The sequence below is a fragment of the Pseudoalteromonas sp. S1609 genome, assembly GCF_005887255.1.
Classification (GTDB): domain Bacteria; phylum Pseudomonadota; class Gammaproteobacteria; order Enterobacterales; family Alteromonadaceae; genus Pseudoalteromonas.
Window position 1 is genome coordinate 27,417 of the sequence record NZ_PNDJ01000006.1, and the last position, 17,971, is coordinate 45,387.

Here is a 17,971-nt window from a genome sequence, read left to right on the forward strand (position 1 = left end):
ATCATGGTAGTAAAACCTCAAGGCTGGGTAATTTTAAAGTTTTCAACACCTGCTGATATATATTATAAAGTATTCAGCAGTTGGCGCGGTGGCTACTTAGATGGAGACTCTTGGAGACTTAGTTCTGGCTCTAATCGCCCCCCCACGATTTCTGAGTGCGGGAAGTATTGGGTTTGGCCGCAGAAGTCAGGCTCTTGTTATCACCTTCCAGTTAATGGTGAAGATGGATATTCACATTTCACAGCCCAAGCTTTAGGAAATATCATTCTCAAGTCTGGAAAAAATGATGTTTTCATAGAAAGAGTTAAGCTATCTTCAATACTAAATTAACTTAGTTTCTTTTTTATAGAATTATTAACGAAAGCAACTCTATTTGGTGCACTGTTTGTAAAGGATAAAGACATAAGAGAGTTTGGATGTTTATCTGAATGTTGTGGTCAACTAATTCCGGACAGTGAATTAAGTTTTTCTTCTGCTATAGCAGGGGCAACCATTTGATTATGGCTATGTGGTCTGCGCTGGTTATAATAATTCATCAAATAATAGCTAATATCTTTTTCAGCTTTTTGGTAATTACTATAACCTAACGAAGGAACCCATTCCGTTTTTAAACTTCTAAATAGGCGCTCCATTGGGGCATTATCCCAGCAATTTCCTCGGCGGCTCATACTTTGTTCTATACGGTAACGCCACAGCCTTTGTTGAAACCTTTTTGCGCTGTACTGACTGCCTTGGTCTGAATGAAATATCAGCCCAGATGGCTTGCCCCGTTGCTCGCATGCTCTATCTAATGCATTAATAACTAAGTCAGTATCAGGCTTATCAGACATTGCCCAGCCAACCACACGACGAGCAAACAAGTCGATAATAACAGCCAAATAAGACCATTTTTTACCCGTCCAAATATACGTAATATCCCCACACCAAACTTGGTTTGGGCTATTTACTTCAAATTCACGATTAAGTCTGTTTGGAATGTCTGGTCGCTCTATCGTCGCTAATTTATACGAATGAGGCCCTGGTTGTTTACAGTCCAATCCCAAGTCACGCATGATGCGGCGTACCTTAAAGATACCAATAGGTAAGCCAGCGTCGTTTAGCATCGCCACTAATGTGCGGCTACCAGCAGCTCCACGACTGAGTGAGAATAACTCACTAATCGTTGACCTAAGCTGCACCTCTTCAAGCTTAATTGATGCCACACGCTGCTTAAAATCATAATAACTAGAACGCGGAACATCAAACACGCTACAGACCATTTCTAAAGACTCATGCTCACTTAAATGGCCTATCAACGAATATTGTTCATCTCGTCTGACATTAAGAGAGCGGTAGCCTTTTTTAAAATTGTTTTTTCTCTTTCAAGCCGATTAACTTTAGCTTCAAGCTCCTGAATTCTATGCTGCTCAGGAGTAAGCGCTTTAGAGTTTGGTGTTGTGCCACCACGCTCACCTTGTAATTGTTTAACCCAGCGACGAAGCGCTGTTTCACCGACTTCTAGTGAGCGAGCAGCTTCAGGGAATTAGTATCCTTCATCAAGGACTAATTTTGCTGAATCAAGTTTAAACTCTTGAGAAAAAGAGCGACGTTGTTTTGTCATAGAACACCTCTGTTTGAGTAGTAATAATACCACCTAAATTGGTGTCCGGTTTCATTGAACCACAACAGAATAAGTCTTAACTAAATCTGTCAGATTTGATTTTAAGGTTTTGTTCAAACTTGTCCGTCGCATTGTGCAAAAACAGTCATTCGTAACACCCGCTTAAACGGTGAAAAGTTAATGGCGTATATTTTGAGTGTTTTTACAAAAAGAGCGTCATAATTTTGAATCCGATTTGAAACGCTTGTTAGTCTTCTTTTTGCTGAAAGTTAATCTTAAAGGTTAATTCCCTTATGATGTTTTGAGAAAAGTCTAGGTACTCAAAATTCCCTTTTAGTTTTATGTGCTGAAAGCAATCTAAGAATTGGCTATATTCTGCATCACTTAAGAATGACTTACTGTCTTTACTTGCAAAAGGAACAATAAAAAAATATATATAAAATGTAAATCTAAATTCACAGACCAAATATGGCAAATCCTCACAATCATTATTTCGAACAAATAATGTTAATTCTGGTCTACCTGTAAAAAATTCATAGCCGTACAATGTAGCTATTTTAGGTAACTCTTCAGCTTCTTTCTCACCCTTTAACCATTTAATAGTATCTTCAAAGTATCGTATGTTCTTTTCATCTATAACACTTAGAGAAAATTTACATAATGCCTTATAAATATTTTGAAGTTTTATCTTATTTCCAGTTTTTAAAACTACATTCTCTGTTGGTTTATTTTCCAATTTGGCTACAGTGCTTTCAACTATTGCAATAGATGGCTTTTTATCTTCATCTTTAGAAATGGTAAAGTTGTCGCCTTTCATCTTTGGTGTTTTATTTTCTTTGTTTTTTATTCCGAACATTGTCCTAGCTAGATCATGATAATAAATAAAATCTCGCTCAACATTCTCATCAAAAAATTCATTACAACCATCACATTCTTCATTTAAAATCAGCTTTTTGTTACCCAAAGCCTCCGATATAGCGTGGGCTTCTTTCTTAAAATCAACATCAGGGCTTTTCTGCTTACAAAATCTACAAATTCTCTTATTTTTAAGACCTTCGCCAATTTTTATTTTTTTATCTCTGTCTAAATCAAATGTGACCAATTCATAATTATCCATTACACGACCAAAAAACTCTTGTACTTGCTCCTCATTAACTTCGCTGAAATCACCATTTAGCTCATTCAGCTCCATCTCCAGAGCATATTTTTGTTTTGTGTTGAGTTCGGTTGGCGGCAGTATAAAAAACCATTCATCATTTTTTAATTTTTCAAACTTTGTTTTTAAACTTTGAACTGGAGGAGATACTCCTTTATATTTTGATATATATGAATGAAGTCTTTCTTGGAACTCACTTGTATTCTGATGTTTATAATCCATGCCTATAGTTTGGTTTGATACATCAAAATTAGCACCGAAAACATAAAGTAGATCTGTAATAACTTCTCCTTGATCTTCTGGATAGCCTATATCAAGGATTCCTCCAAATTGACTAGTTGAAAATAATTGGATTCTAAATTGTTCCATTGGTATCCCCAAAGAGACTAACAGTTCATTAGAGGCAAGTTGCCTCTTTTCCTACCGTAACATCGCCTGTTTACATTCTGAATCAATATATAACACTAATAATTAGTTGTTACTAGTCAGATAGTTATTTGAAAGCTAACGTTTTATGAGTTAAAGAAAACAGGCAAATTGACTTTTAATATTATTAAGGTAGAAATAATATTAAAAAATGGAATAGGCATAATTTTTAAATCTAAAAACGAAACATTTGATATACACATGGAAGAATTTATTCAGAAACAATCCTCCGCTCATTACTCTCGGATACATAATGAAATTCAGAGGGTTACTTCCGCTTTGTGCCGAGTACAGCTGTTGCTCATATTTTTGTTTTTTATTAATTTTCTAAGAAAACGGTCGTTCGGTAACGTCCCAATGCTAGTGTTAGCGAGTATTACGTCCGTTTTTATGTGCCTTATTAAGCTGGTTCCTTCCGATTCAAACTTTTAACCATTTTTCCGTGACGCCAACTCTTAATGCCAGCCCCCTCTTGTTCTAGTTGTTTAGAGACAGTATAAATTTGTCCTCTTGCGATTCTTGCCATTTGACCGATAGCTATAGGAGGTACTGCATCGTCTTTGGTTGCTTGAACAATGGAGTCCACTGAATGTAATGCAGCTGTAATTTGATAACTCAATGAAGAGAGCTTTTGATTTTGAGCTATTAGATCATCCTCAGTCTTTTTCTTTAACCTTTTCGAGGCCATATACACATAGAGTGCCAATAAAAACGAGAAAACCCCCGCAACAGAACCAATAATTGCCCACTTATCTGCTATCGTCATAAATATAAGTCTCCACTAACATTAGGTAAAACACTATTGGATAAGCTACCAACAAACCCATCTAACTGATGGCGTTTAAATCCAAATACATCATATAGATAGTCATCATCAATACTATTGCAACCACGAGCATAATGTTTTAAAGCAAGGGAAATGTCGTGATTGTTAAGGTAATAGTTTCCAAGGCCAATATTTAGCCTAGCCAATAATGATTCATCTTGTATTTCATTGCTATATATAGTTATTAACTCTATGCACTCGTTGTCCTTGTTTTTAACGTATAACACATCAGCATAAAGTAAGAACAGTGTCGCCAATCCGTACTCGTAAACATCTGTACCTTTTGTTTCTTTTAAGCATACCCATTTGTTTAGTATGTTGATTATTTCTTCTGAAGCAATGGAAGCCTTTCTCATTTCTTCATTAGTCAAATAACAAGAAAGCATGTTTACATAAACATAGGTCCTTACAAAGAAAACGGTAAAGTCTGGATCCAAAGTAGGGTTAGACATTTTTCCAAAAGCCCTTCTATAGTAGCCTGTCGAATTTAGAATTTTCCCTAACCTACTGGGCGGTAAATAATCTGCACTCATAAGCAATTGTTCATACGTAGGCTCATCAAAATACATCGCCGCTTCAGTGTTTATGATCTTCATGAAAAAAATTATCTTTTCCGAGTAGTCTAGGGTGTAATTAACAGCATTTCTTAGACAATAAATCCATTTTTCTGTATCACCAAGACTATCATAGACATAGGACATCCCGTGCCATAGAGATGAATCAAATGGATCAATCCTTACCGCCTTTTTAAAGTATTTTAGCGCTTTATTATTTTCCTTCTTGGCTAGATAGATATGCCCCAAATTCATATATGAAGGAGCTAGTTTGTTGTCATGCTCCAAACAGTCTTTCCATATTGATATCGCCTCTTCCTGCCTCCCAGAAATAGCCAAAATAGCAGCTTTATTTTGAAGAGCTTTCAAGTCAGCATTATTTTCATTTAATATTAATTCATTGAAATATATTGCTTTATCATATTCACCCAACCCGTAATGAGTGTAAAAATACAACCTGTTTTTGCTGAGGTCATCATCTATAGAGTCACTATGATTAGATAGATGTTCTTTAGCATGTTCATACATACCCATATTTATGTAGGACTGAATGACGTCTTCTACCCGTGATGTTGCTTTAGAGTAATGTTGGACATTATTTTTTCTATAGTTAGTCTCTGAGGATAAGCTGGACAATATTTCATCGAAAGATTCCGGTCGATTTTCCTTTCTATTTTCAAGACAAGCATTTACTAGGCTAGAAATATTATGGGGCGTTTTACTGTTCAGTGATAATAATGAGACATAATCCCCTCTTAGGTGCCTATCCTTCAATTCGTCAATCGTATCACCTACAAATGCTGGTCTATTTGATAGCATTTCGAAAAGAATACAACCAAAAGAGTATATATCAGAACTAACATCTGCTTTGTAACCTGACCACAATTCAGGTGCCATATACATTGGCGTGCCAATAACTTCGTTAAGTTTAGTTTTTCTCGCTCTTGGATAATTTAGACTTATTCCGCCACTTGAAGGTAGGTCAATATCATAATACTCATCAAGAGATAATCCAAAGTCTGTTACTTTAGCGGTTCCCTGTCTATTTATGAGAATGTTTTCTGGCTTTAAGTCTCTATGGATCAATGTTGGGCTTATGTTGTATGCATGGGAGAAAGCGGAACATATATCAATCGCGATATTAATCACAGAAGAGATACTCAAAGAACCGGATGTTAATAACGTTCTTAGTGAGCTATCAACCTTACTTTCGTTTACAACTTGTTCCATAAAAATGAATGGAAACCCATCTATAACTTCTACTTTATAAGCTTCAACTATATTTTGATGCTGGCCCAAACGCATCCAAATTCTTCCCTCTTGGATAAAACGTTCTACGCCAAAAATATCAAATAAGTATTTATGAGGAATCGTTTTTAATGCGACAAGACTGGAATCCCTCTCATCTAAACATAAATAAACGATCCCCATTCCACCATGTTTGACACTTAGGACTTTATTGTACCCTCCAATTATTTCGCCTTCGTAATACATATCCATCCTATTATGTCTATATTATTCTGAGCTTAGAAAGCCTAACGTTTAATAGTGTGCAAATCGCGCATATTTCTGACTTATGATCGCGCACTTTTCTGAATAGGTTAGTTTTAACAAAGTTGATAACTTGTTGCCAGTGTTATTAGAAATATACTTTGCTAATTTTTTGAACGTGACAAAAGTGCGCAAATTGCACACTTTCCTGAATATAGGACACTGCCACCAAAGGCTTTTATGACAGCTCCTTTTAAATGGAATTTTGTGTGTTTGTCAGCCAACCGACAGCTTTGTAGAATTAATACTATATGACTACGACCATCTCTAAATCGCTCTTAGCAGCTGTCAAATAAAGTCTAAACCTATTCACTTAAACTGCAGATCAGATATGAACTAGTACACGATATATTACCGAACGACTTTGTTGTAGCAACACTAAAAGCCTTGAACCAAGTTGGCACTCAGATTGCCTTAGTAATCACACTACTACTTCTTAATTGAATTAGTTTTCCTTGGCTTTTTGTAACCTCTTCGGGCTTTCATTTTACCTTTGCCTTTTAAACTATTGAAGTTAGCTTGACTAGTATCATCCAAAAGGCAACTTAGGCTTTGGGTCACATCATTCATAAAATCAGCGTACTTTCTTTGCTTTTGATAAATAGCTTCTAATTGAGCTTCCCATATCGCTGTCATATCAGGTTTACCGACACTTTCGGGCAATGCTAAAATTACGCTTCTGCCAATATCTGTGGAAATAATTTCTTTCCCCTTCCTGCTTAAATATTGCCTTTTAAATAATAGTTCAATAATACTCGCACGCGTAGCTTCAGTTCCAATTCCGTCAGTATCTTTGAGTATTTTCTTTATTTCAGGCGATGCTACATACCGTGCTATACCCGTCATAGCTGCTAACAGTGTAGCGTCATTAAACCTCTTGGGAGGAGCTGTATTTTTATCTTGTATTTCACCATTGAGACAGAGTATAGGGTCACCTTTAGTAGCGTCTGGCAATGCTTCCTCTGGTTTTCTTGCTTCACTTTCTTCTTTGTTAAAAAGTGCTTGCCAGCCAACGTATGTTAAATCTCTTTGCTTAGAGATAAATAATCCACCTTCAATAACTGTTTTGATCTCTTTATCAGCATACTGACTAGGGTGGTAAAACTGTATTAAATAATGTCTCGCCACTAGATAGTAAATATTTTGCTCATCTTTAGATAATTTCGAAGGTTCAAGTTTTTTAGTTGTTGGTATGATTGCATGGTGGGCACCCACCTTTTTATCATTCCAAGCAGGACTTTTTAAAGATAAGTCTGCCTCACTAATATATTGAGCTAATTTATCGTTAGTAGACTCTATTGATTGGATAACTTTTGATGCATCACCCAAGTGGCCTTTTGGTAGATATCTACAGTCAGATCTTGGGTAAGTAATTATCTTATGGCGCTCATACAATGTCTGACAAGTATCAAGTACCCTTTGAGCGCTATAGCCAAACACTTTTGCAGCTTCTATTTGAAGCGACGATAACGAGTGCGGTAAAGGGGCTGTCTTCTTAGATGTTTTTTTTATGAAATCAGAGATATTACCTTGTTTATTGGCAATACGATTAACTACATTTTCGGCTAGTTGCCTGTGGAGAACTCGATGCTCATCATCCATGTATGGTTCACATGCTTCACTTGGCTTCCACTTTCCTTTGTAAACCTCACCTTTTTCAGTTTGTAAAGTCGCTACTACTTCATAAAAAGGCTTGGAAACGAAGTTTTCAATTTCAAGATCTCTATGTACAACCAATCCTAAGACAGGAGTTTGTACTCGACCAACTGATAGCACGCCTTGGTAGCCGCCTTTCTGCCCTTGCAGGGTGCACATGCGTGTCATGTTCATTCCGTAAAGCCAATCAGCTCTAGCTCTAGCGAGCGCCGAAATTGACAAAGACAAGAACTCAGTGTTTGGTCTTAAATCATTTAATGCTTTTTTTACTGCACTTGGGTTTAGATCACTAATGAGACAACGCAAAGCTGCTTTCTTCTTTTGCTCGGAAGCACCGCAATAATTGATCATCTCATCTATTAAAATTTGCCCTTCACGATCCGGATCACCCAAATTTACAAGTACGTCAGCATCTTTAATAAGCTTCTTTACAACATTAAACTGCTTCTTTGTCTTACTTTTGACAACAAGCTTCCAATCTGGAGGTATGATTGGTAAATGTTCTACAGACCACTTTTTAAAAGCCGGATCATAAGCATCGGGTTCTGCTTGCTCTAGCAAATGCCCAATGCACCACGTAACAATGTCTCCATTACCCACTTTAATAAAACCATCACCTTTTTGATGAGGCTTTGGAAGAACATCAGCAACAGCTCTCCCAAGGCTAGGTTTTTCAGCTATATATAATTTCATCTTTGTCATTACTTTTAATTATTCTTGTCAATATATAGGCTTTAGAAGTGAGAATTTGACCTATTTGAAGGGTTTCTTTGTCAAATATCATACGATTTTGTCAATCTGAACTGACTAAAGTATTTGTCAATATGATTTCTATTGAATATCTCTTTAGCCCAATAAAAATAAGTAAAAAAGCTACTGTCAATCAGTTGACAATTAGTTGTTACCCTATCAGGATCACCAGCATGTACAAGTGTTGTTGCTTGTTTGATTAGCTTTTTTAAAATAGTGAGTTGTTTACGAGTTTTAGGCTTTGCTTTAAGTTGCCAATGCTCAGGCACAATAGGTAAATGTTCAAATCGCCACTTTTTAAAACGCTCATCATAGTCATCGGGTTCTGCTTGCTCGAGCAGATGACCTATGCACCAAGATACGCAATCACCATTCGCCACTTCAATATAGCCATCATGCTTTTTATGCGGTTTAGGAAGTGCGTCTGCAATAGCGCGACCCAAAGAGGGTTTTTCAGCAATATAAAGTTTCATAACCAAGCTCTAGCACTGTTCATATAAACAGTAGTCTAGCATATCATTTTAAAACGAGGGGTATTTTTGTAGTTATTAACTTAAAGCTTTATTTCGCTTATTAGCAAAAATATATAAAAGGGGCAGGTAACATACTATAACTGTGCCAACATTAATTAATGGCAGCAAAGCTTTATACATATAAGTGCTGTACGATAAATCCCAAAGGTGACGGTCAACTAGACGAAACAACTGCAGGATGGGTGCACCGATAACCACAAGTTGGCCCAATACGCATTGCCACAAATGCAGTTTATCTTTCAGACCCCAATAAGCAACTAGTGCCATCCAAGATAAATCGTTTAATGCCCAAACTACATAACGGTATATGTAAGTGCCGTCATCAAGCTCTTTGAGCGATGAATGAATTAAAGCACCAAAAAGAAAAAAAGCGGCTGTTAATAAAGTAAATCTTAAAGCACAAAAATCTTTTCGTAAATAAAAAACAAAAATAGCTGGGCTCAAAATAAGCACCCAGCTACTATTTAAAATTTCTAAGACTTTATCAAACCAATCAGGCATGATTACTTAGTAAAATTCGTTTTTTTATCATCGTCATCGCCAGTACCGTTACCAGGCATACTACAATACTTATCCAACATATTCACTCCAGTTTAATTACATCTGTTAACAAAGGTGTATTCTATGCTAAAAAAGTAACAAAACCAATAAATTCTATCTAATATCAATAGGATCTGATTCTTTCGCCTTGCCTTGTAAAATTGATATTTCTACCCGGCGGTTACGTCTTCGATCTTCTCGGGAATCATTCGGCACTAAAGGTCTGGTTTCTGCACGCCCCACGACCATCATTCGAGTTTTATCAAAACCCGCAACTTTTTGCAGCTCACTTGCTACCGCAACAGCTCGTTTAGAGGACAAATCCCAGTTATTAATATAAAGCTCATTAGAGACTTGGAAGTCATCAGTATGACCGGAGACGGTGATCTCCCCGGGAACATCTTTTAGTAACCGGCCAATATCTTGAATGATAGGTTTAAACTGGGGTTGTAAAAACGCACTGCCCGATGGAAACGAACCATTTTCTCTTATACGAATAATGATTTGCTGCCCTAATGACTCAAGCTCAATAGCCCCATCAATAATTTGCTTTTCGAGTTGTTGTGCAATTTTTTTAACTAAATCATTTATTTGTTCTTGATCGGCAGCAGAAACAGCAGGCGCTGAAGCAACTTCTTCTGAGGTGCTGCTAGACTCACCGCCTCGTTTTTCGCCACGTTGTTCTTGGCGTCCGCCAGCTGAGCTTTCATCGCCCGCCTGAAACTCTAGCATTTGCTGAGTCATTTCAACTGTTTGCTGCTGAATAGTTTCAATGGGGGTCGGCTCAGGCTTACCTGGAGTAAACTCCATCGCAATAACTGAGGTGCCTTTTGGAATATCTTTAACTTCTATTTTATTTTGTACACCAAAAGCAAACTTCATAGAGCCTGCAATTTGCTTAAATTTAAGCACATCCATTTCAGAAAACGCGAGTAAGAGTACAAAAAAGCACATTAATAGCGACATTAAATCGGCAAATGTCCCCATCCATGCAGGTAACCCTGGGGGTGGGCATTTACACTCTTCATCAGACATAACTATTCCTCAGTGTTTACCGCGCGTTTAGACTCAGCCAAATAATTTTTCAAGATCCCCTCAATTACTTTAGGGTTTTGGCCATCTTGAATGCCTAATACTGCATCCAAAATAAGTCGCTGATTCATTGCTTCTTCGTCTTTACGCAATTCAAGTTTTACCTGAATAGGAATGGCGACAACATTCGCCAAAAATGCCCCATACAACGTTGTTAACAAGGCTACAGCCATTGCTGGGCCGATTGCTTTTGGGTCATCCATATTTGATAACATAGCCACCAAACCGATTAATGTACCAATCATCCCCATTGCAGGAGCAATATCACCTAACGATTTAAATAAGCTTGCGCCCATTTCATGGCGAGTTGTAGTAAGGGAAATATCTTTTTGTAATGTTGCGCGCACTACATCTGCATCATGCCCATCTACGAGCATATCAACACCTTTACGCATAAATGGATTTGGAATTTCAGCCTCTTCCAATGCTAAAAAACCGCCTTTTCGGGCAGAATCGGCTAGCTCAACCGCCTTTTCAATTAACGCTTCAGGGGGTTCAATTTTAAACATAAACGCTTTAGCACAAACCTTACCAATGCCTAAAAATTGCGACATAGTAAAATTGGATAAAACGATAAAAAGGGAGCCACCAAATACAATAACCACGGAAGGAGTATTGTAAAACATACCGACTTCGCCGCTACTACTCATAAACATGGACATGACAATTAAGCCAATTGCGCCAAGGATCCCAATAATGGTTGCTAAATCCACATTCCCTCCAAAGGTTTTATATTTTTTCTTCGCAAGCGTTGTTATTAAATGTATATCGGCAAGATACTGAAATACTTAAGTGATTTTTATGATAAACGATAAAATTACGATTAGTCCTATTTTAGATCAACATAGGGAATCAATCTAACTAATCAGAATTTATAATTTAAAAAATAACGCTGAAGCGCAGTAAAACCCAATTAACAGCATTTATCTATCAAAAAAACATAACATTCTTTGACCTAGTTTAGCATTCCCCCTAAAATTGGCGTCTAAATTTATTATGTAAGTTGAAAATAAAGATGGCGACTAAAAAACCTGAAAATTTAAGTTTCGAACAAGCACTAGAAGAATTAACAACAATTGTCAGTGAAATGGAACAAGGTGATTTATCGCTTGAACAGTCTTTAAAGCAATTTGAGCGCGGCATTGCATTAGCCAGTGCGTCTTCCGGTAAACTTCAACAAGCCGAGCAAAAGGTGTCGATATTAATGGGTAATGACGAAAAAGCACCGCTTACTCAATTTAATAACGATATGGAATAATTGTGAGCATAAAAGAACAAATAAAGCTTGCTCAAGATGATGTAGCCAATACTCTCAATCTTTATTTCGAACAACCTCTTGAAAGCGACAACACCATAAAAGAAGCCACCCATTATAGTTTAATGAATGGCGGGAAAAGATTGCGGCCCTTTTTAGTTTATACCACAGGTAAAATGTTAGGTGCTGACAAGCGTGATTTAGATGTACTTGCAGCAGCGATAGAATGCATTCACAGTTATTCATTAGTGCATGACGATTTGCCCGCTATGGATGACGATGATTTACGTCGTGGCCGTCCTACATGTCATATTGTCTATGGTGAAGCACAAGCTATTTTAGCAGGTGACGCACTGCAAACCTTAGCATTTGAGCTTATTGCTAAGCACACATTTAAATGCTCAACAGAAGCTCAGTTAAAAATGATTGCAGAATTAGCCCATGCTTCAGGCTTGCAAGGAATGGTTGCCGGACAAGGCCGCGATATTGCAGCAACAGATAAAGTTATTACGGTTGATGAATTAGAACGTATTCATAAACTTAAAACAGGCGCATTAATAAATTGTGCGATTACTTTGGGCGCACTTTGCGCTCCTAATATTAGCCAACATACTTTAGATAACTTATCTACTTTTGGGTATGCTATTGGGCTGGCCTTTCAGGTTCATGACGACATTTTAGATGTTGAGGGCGACACACTGACTTTAGGTAAGCCTCAAGGGTCAGATATTGCTGCTAATAAAGCGACATACCCCGCTTTATTAGGTATGCTAGGTGCTAAGCAAAAAGCACTAAATTTGATACAGCAAGCCCATGAGGCGTTAGCCAATATTGACGCAGATACGACCGACTTAGCGGCATTGGCAAACTATTTAATTGAACGTGACCATTAAACATGGCTAAAACGTATTAACTCTTAGAACAAAATTATTACTGAATATTAGTTTACCTCTTAAATCTAACTTTTTGAGGAAAGTTAATATTAGCGAAGGATATATAAAAAACCATGACACTTGATAGCAGCAAGTATCCATTACTTAATTTGGTGAACGAACCAGTCCACTTGCGAGACTTAGCACAAGATAAGCTTTCTGCATTTAGCCATGAATTGCGTGATTACTTACTCAATTCAGTATCGCAAAGTAGCGGCCATTTAGCGTCTGGTTTAGGAACCGTAGAACTTACCGTTGCATTACATTATGTGTACAACACTCCCGATGACCGTTTAGTCTGGGATGTAGGTCATCAAGCCTACCCACATAAAATATTGACAGGACGTCGTGACCAAATGCACACCATTCGTCAAAAAGATGGATTGCACCCATTTCCATTTAGAGACGAAAGTGAATACGATACGTTTAGTGTTGGCCATTCAAGTACCTCTATTTCAGCGGCGCTGGGTATGTCTATTGCTGCGCAAAAAGAAGGCAGAGGTCGTAAAACAGTGGCGGTGATAGGCGATGGCGCAATTACCGCAGGTATGGCCTTTGAAGCGATGAATCACTTAGGTGATGTTAAATCAGATATGTTGATTATTTTGAACGATAACGAAATGTCGATTTCTGAAAACGTCGGCGCGTTAACCAATCATTTTGCGCGTATTTTATCAGGTAGCTTTTATACCAACATCCGCGAAGGCAGTAAAAAGCTTCTTTCTGGTGTACCGCCGGTAAAAGAACTTGCCAGCCGTATGGAAGAACACATTAAAGGGATGATGATCCCGGGTACTTTTTTTGAAGAATTAGGCCTAAACTATATTGGTCCAATTGATGGTCATGATGTGAATATGCTGGTTGATACGCTGCGTAACATGCGTAACTTAAAAGGCCCACAACTTTTACATATAAAAACCCAAAAAGGCAAAGGTTACAAGCCCGCAGAAGCCGATCCGATTGGTTATCATGGCGTACCAAAATTTGATCCTGCGACTTCAAGTTTACCGAAATCTAAACCAAGTGCAGCGACTTTCTCAAATGTATTTGGTGATTGGCTTTGCGATATGGCAGAGCAAGACAACAAGTTAATGGCAATTACTCCTGCGATGCGTGAAGGTTCGGGAATGGTGCGCTTTTCTAAAGAACACCCAGAACAATATTTTGATGTGGCAATTGCTGAGCAACACGCTGTAACCCTTGCTGCAGGTTTTGCTTGTGAAGGGTTAAAACCCGTTGTTGCTATCTACTCTAGCTTTTTACAACGTGCGTATGATCAACTAATTCACGACGTTGCATTGCAAAACCTACCGGTATTATTTGCTATTGACCGCGCAGGTATTGTCGGAGCTGATGGTGAAACTCACCAAGGCGCCTATGACCTAAGCTTTATGCGCTGTATTCCTAACATGGTTATTATGGCACCTAGCGATACTAACGAATGCCGTCAAATGCTATACACTGGCTATCAAGCCAATTGCCCAGTAGCTGTGCGTTACCCGCGTGGCAGTGCGGGCACAGCAGAGGTTCAAAGCGCTATGCAACAGCTCGAAATTGGTAAAGCGAATGTAATTAAACAAGGTGCTAAAGTAGCTATATTGTCATTCGGTACCTTGCTTGAAAACGCCCAATTAGCCACTGATGAGCTCAATGCCACTTTAGTTAATATGCGATTTATTAAACCACTTGATACTGGTTTAATTGATGAACTTGTCGCTAACCACGATATCATTGTAACACTTGAAGATAATGCAATTTCTGGTGGTGCAGGTTCGGCAGTTAATGAGTATTTAGCTACTCAAAAAGCTGCTGTAAAAATACTTAACTTAGGTATACCGGATGAATTTATTAAACACGGTACTCAACAGCAAATGCACGATGAAATGGGGTTAGGTGAGCAAGGTATATTAACCTCAATCAAAGCATTTATGAGCTAATACTTATAGTGTTTAATAAAAAAGGAGCCATTGGCTCCTTTTTTATTGCTAACTTTAACCTCTAGCGCATCCACACTTTAATGTCGGCTAAGCCATTACTTTGCAATAGGCCAATCTGCTGTTCAACATTCGGGTTTTGCTCAAACTCAAATGCATCTAATTGCTCATCAAAGGTAATGTTAGCAACGCCATCGCCGCCGCGTTTTTTAACTTGATGCAATGCGATATCAGCTAAATTAATCGATGTTTCCCAGCTAATAACTTGACCACCTAGCAGAGGTAGCGGATAGAAAGACCAACCCACTGACGCTGTTATATTGGTTGTCTCACCGTTAGGAAGTTGGAAGGTATAATCGGCAATAGCTTGGCATAATTCAGATACATAGCTGTCGATTAAATTACACTTAAAATCGCGTAATAACAGTAAAAACTCATCACCACTCCACCGAGCAACATAATCAGAGCCTTGAGTACGCGAGTTAAGTAATGCCGCTACTTGTTGTAAACAGCTATCTCCAGCAATAGGACCATAAGCATCGTTAATGCGGCTAAAGTTATCTAAATTAATAATTAACAACACCAAAGATTTGCCCTGAGCCTGTAATGACTGCGAATTACGCTGAAAATGCTCAATATCTTTTGGTAGTTGATCAAACAAGAAACGACGACTTCTCAGCCCAGTTAGCTCATCAGAGTGACTAACAAGTTTAAGCTGAGAATTTACTTGGTTTAATTTATCATTCGCTTGGCGAAGCTCTAGGGTTCGTTCAGTAATAAGCCCTTCGAGTACTTGTTGCTTACGTCGCTCTTGAACTTTAAATACCCAAAACACTAAATAAAAGAGCAACACAAAACCACTGGTGATCAGTAATCTGAAGTAGATGGTTTCACCAAATCGTTCAGGAACAACAAACGCATATTCGGCTGATTGCGCTTTACCCCAATCCTCACCTTGGCGTTTAGTTTCTAATTCAAATAAAAACATACCAGCGGGTAAATTTGTATAAATTGCTTCTCGACGGGTATTTGCATAGCGCCAATCGTTATCAAGCCCATTAAGTTTATATCTAAACTCAATACTTGCCGGAGCGTAATAATCAATCGCAGTATAGGTAAGTGTTACATCACGCTCATCGGTCTCAAGAACCGGTTTTTCACCTAACGCAGCAGCTGCAAGCTTTCGTGATGGTGTGGTTAAGGTTTCTATAGTTGGTTTAAGCGAACGTAATCCAAATAACTCTACGTCTTTCGGAATTTCCACCACACCTTGTAAGCTGGGGTACCAAATAGAGTTATCCATATCAACCACCGCATCATGGCCTAAGCCATTACAACATTGGCTGGCTTTACCATCGAGCTGACGGTCAAATGAAGAAATCACTTCTTCTACTTTTAAGCTTTCGATGTTGGCTTTAAATTGCTCAACAGGCATGCGGTAAACCCCTTTCATGGTGCTTACCCAAATTCGCTTTGAGGTGTCATCGTATTCTAAACTGAATATGGAACCATATGGCAATCCATTGGCGGCGTCTAGTTGCTGCCATTGCCCTTGTCCACTGCGATAAAACAGGCCATCATTCAACGAGCCAATTAAAATGCCTACCCCTTTAATATGTAAAATACTGGTCACATAAGCGCTTTCCAAAGTGGTTTGGTCACCTATTTTTTCAATTCCTCGCTCAGTAAAGTAATACGCGCCTTTACTGGTGCCAATAACCCCAAAATTTGGTTTATCTAAAACATAGGTTACAAACTTACTGCCTAAAAAAGCATTGTACGCAAAAGGGTTTAAACCATTGTAATTTAAACGATATAATCCTCGCCCGGTGCCTACCCAAAAACCGCCTTTAGTTGAAGTGCTAATTGCAAAAACAGGGTTATCGCTCAATGCACGAGCAGGGAAACTATATAAGGTATTTGATTCGTAGAAAAACAAGCCTCTGCCAGTAGCAACATAAAGGCGATCGCCATCAAATTGCAGGTCATGTACCGAGGCATTTCCATACTTGGCACTATTAATAACATTAATAAAAGTTTTATCGGCATCAAAATAGCCAACGCCACTTTTGTTGGCAATCCATAACTTACCATCAGGTGATTTACTAATTGCCATTACCGCTTCGGTCATTTTAGAAATGGCAGAATGGCGCTCTATTCGACCTTCGTGAGCAAGCCATAGCCCTTCACTAAAACTCGCTAACCATATGTTATTTTCATCATCTCTAAATATATCAGCAAACCAAATACTCTGATCTAGCTGGCTTGGTTCAACCCACTGCCAATCATTAGATTTAGCTCTAAATAATAAACGTCCATAGGTTGATATCCACAAGCCGCCATTGCCGTCGCTCATAAACTTATACACAGCTGAGTTATTAGCATTGGGAAGTGGAAACGGACGTAGCTCGTCATCTAAATCTAAAAAATAAGCCCCTAACTCAGAAGCTAAGTACAAATTACCATTTAAAAACGATAGATCGTGAACAATGGTTTGCGCTAAACGATCGGGTAAAGCCACTTTAGCGGTTAGTTCTAAGCGTAATTTAGAAAAGTCAGACGAGCTTTGCGTTAAACGTAATAAATTACGGTCGTTAACCAGCCAAATCCCTTCAGGTGAAAGCGCCATTTTACTGACCGATCCCACAATTTGAGTGATAGCTGTGGCGTTTACAATAGGACTAGGGTTATTTAGTTGGTCGCGCAGTTCTATTTGGCCTCTGTCTATATAATAGAGCCCATTAGCTGCTATCCAGATACTGCCTTGAGAATCTTCAAGAATATCTCTTACAGGGCCTTTAATATTAAACTCTTGTGCGGTTAGCTTTTCAGGATCGATAACCACAAGGCCATTTTTAGTGCCTACCCACAATAATCCTTCTCCATCGATCAATAATTTATTAATACCATTGCTGGGTAAAAATAAACTATTTTGGGTATTATAATTAGTGAAGGTATTGCCATCAAAACGGCTTAATCCAAATTGAGTGCCAAGCCACATATAGCCTTGGTTATCTTGTACTACACTTTTTAGGGATTGTGAGGGTAAGCCGTCTTTGATATTCCATTGTTTAACTACGTAATCAGTAATTGAAGCCGTACTTGGCATGGCACATAGCATAAGTACACAAACCAATAAAAATCGCATCATAGTGCTGCCACCTAG

The 17,971-nt window shown here is 38.2% G+C and carries 12 protein-coding genes and 2 pseudogenes; 4 read left to right on the top strand and 10 right to left on the bottom strand.

The annotated features are described in order from the left end of the window. Positions 1 to 3: 3 nt before the first annotated feature. Positions 4 to 330, top strand: coding sequence for a hypothetical protein (locus CWB76_RS01985; RefSeq protein ID WP_138605160.1), 327 nt, complete (start codon positions 4 to 6; stop codon positions 328 to 330). Positions 331 to 437: 107 nt separating this feature from the next. On the opposite strand, the pseudogene CWB76_RS01990 reads toward CWB76_RS01985, so the two are convergent. The 9 genes and pseudogenes from CWB76_RS01990 to pomA form a co-directional block, all read right to left on the bottom strand. Further along, positions 438 to 1,600, bottom strand: a pseudogene (locus tag CWB76_RS01990) (IS3 family transposase). A gap of 247 nt (positions 1,601 to 1,847) precedes the next feature. Then, positions 1,848 to 3,125: an HNH endonuclease gene (locus tag CWB76_RS01995; protein ID WP_138605162.1), complete on the bottom strand. Its 1,278-nt coding sequence runs from the start codon at positions 3,123 to 3,125 to the stop codon at positions 1,848 to 1,850. Positions 3,126 to 3,582: 457 nt separating this feature from the next. Further along, positions 3,583 to 3,948, bottom strand: a complete 366-nt coding sequence (locus CWB76_RS02000; protein ID WP_138605164.1) for a hypothetical protein — start codon at positions 3,946 to 3,948, stop codon at positions 3,583 to 3,585. Further along, positions 3,945 to 6,056, bottom strand: coding sequence for a serine/threonine-protein kinase (locus CWB76_RS02005; RefSeq protein ID WP_171039585.1), 2,112 nt, complete (start codon positions 6,054 to 6,056; stop codon positions 3,945 to 3,947). The genes CWB76_RS02000 and CWB76_RS02005 overlap by 4 nt, the downstream gene beginning before the upstream one ends. A 486-nt stretch (positions 6,057 to 6,542) precedes the next feature. After that, positions 6,543 to 8,462: a DNA topoisomerase III gene (locus tag CWB76_RS02010; RefSeq protein ID WP_138605167.1), complete on the bottom strand. Its 1,920-nt coding sequence runs from the start codon at positions 8,460 to 8,462 to the stop codon at positions 6,543 to 6,545. Positions 8,463 to 8,674: 212 nt separating this feature from the next. Continuing rightward, positions 8,675 to 8,992, bottom strand: a pseudogene (locus CWB76_RS02015) (toprim domain-containing protein); the annotation flags it as partial. Positions 8,993 to 9,067: 75 nt separating this feature from the next. Further along, positions 9,068 to 9,553 (bottom strand): hypothetical protein, encoded by a 486-nt coding sequence (locus CWB76_RS02020; protein WP_138605169.1) that lies wholly within the window; start codon positions 9,551 to 9,553, stop codon positions 9,068 to 9,070. A gap of 153 nt (positions 9,554 to 9,706) precedes the next feature. Then, entirely contained in the window at positions 9,707 to 10,627 is a 921-nt protein-coding gene (locus tag CWB76_RS02025) for a flagellar motor protein MotB (RefSeq protein ID WP_075170368.1), read from the bottom strand. Positions 10,628 to 10,629: 2 nt separating this feature from the next. Beyond that, positions 10,630 to 11,397: a flagellar motor protein PomA gene (gene pomA, locus CWB76_RS02030; protein WP_010390948.1), complete on the bottom strand. Its 768-nt coding sequence runs from the start codon at positions 11,395 to 11,397 to the stop codon at positions 10,630 to 10,632. Positions 11,398 to 11,699: 302 nt separating this feature from the next. Here pomA and xseB point away from each other — a divergent pair, with 302 nt between their 5' ends. The 3 genes from xseB (at position 11,700) to dxs (ending at position 14,808) form a co-directional block, all read left to right on the top strand. Further along, a complete protein-coding gene (xseB, locus tag CWB76_RS02035) occupies positions 11,700 to 11,942 on the top strand; it encodes an exodeoxyribonuclease VII small subunit (protein ID WP_138605171.1) in 243 nt (80 codons plus the stop codon). Positions 11,943 to 11,944: 2 nt separating this feature from the next. After that, a complete protein-coding gene (gene ispA, locus CWB76_RS02040; RefSeq protein ID WP_138605173.1) occupies positions 11,945 to 12,832 on the top strand; it encodes a (2E,6E)-farnesyl diphosphate synthase in 888 nt (295 codons plus the stop codon). 113 nt (positions 12,833 to 12,945) lie between these two features. Next, positions 12,946 to 14,808, top strand: a complete 1,863-nt coding sequence (gene dxs / locus CWB76_RS02045) for a 1-deoxy-D-xylulose-5-phosphate synthase (protein ID WP_138605175.1) — start codon at positions 12,946 to 12,948, stop codon at positions 14,806 to 14,808. A 61-nt stretch (positions 14,809 to 14,869) separates the two neighbouring features. Here dxs and CWB76_RS02050 read toward each other — a convergent pair whose 3' ends face one another. Beyond that, on the bottom strand, positions 14,870 to 17,956 hold the full coding sequence (locus CWB76_RS02050) for a ligand-binding sensor domain-containing diguanylate cyclase (protein WP_138605177.1): 3,087 nt from the start codon (positions 17,954 to 17,956) through the stop codon (positions 14,870 to 14,872). Positions 17,957 to 17,971 lie beyond the last annotated feature (15 nt).

Excerpts from the sequence above, each read along its gene's own strand:
- CWB76_RS02050 (WP_138605177.1), bottom strand. The coding sequence starts at position 17,956 with ATGATGCGATTTTTATTGGTTTGTGTACTTATGCTATGTGCCATGCCA.
- dxs (WP_138605175.1), top strand. The coding sequence starts at position 12,946 with ATGACACTTGATAGCAGCAAGTATCCATTACTTAATTTGGTGAACGAA.
- CWB76_RS02025 (WP_075170368.1), bottom strand. The coding sequence starts at position 10,627 with ATGTCTGATGAAGAGTGTAAATGCCCACCCCCAGGGTTACCTGCATGG.
- CWB76_RS02005 (WP_171039585.1), bottom strand. The coding sequence starts at position 6,056 with ATGTATTACGAAGGCGAAATAATTGGAGGGTACAATAAAGTCCTAAGT.
- CWB76_RS02020 (WP_138605169.1), bottom strand. The coding sequence starts at position 9,553 with ATGCCTGATTGGTTTGATAAAGTCTTAGAAATTTTAAATAGTAGCTGG.
- CWB76_RS02000 (WP_138605164.1), bottom strand. The coding sequence starts at position 3,948 with ATGACGATAGCAGATAAGTGGGCAATTATTGGTTCTGTTGCGGGGGTT.
- xseB (WP_138605171.1), top strand. The coding sequence starts at position 11,700 with ATGGCGACTAAAAAACCTGAAAATTTAAGTTTCGAACAAGCACTAGAA.
- CWB76_RS01985 (WP_138605160.1), top strand. The coding sequence starts at position 4 with ATGGTAGTAAAACCTCAAGGCTGGGTAATTTTAAAGTTTTCAACACCT.
- CWB76_RS02010 (WP_138605167.1), bottom strand. The coding sequence starts at position 8,462 with ATGAAATTATATATAGCTGAAAAACCTAGCCTTGGGAGAGCTGTTGCT.
- CWB76_RS01995 (WP_138605162.1), bottom strand. The coding sequence starts at position 3,125 with ATGGAACAATTTAGAATCCAATTATTTTCAACTAGTCAATTTGGAGGA.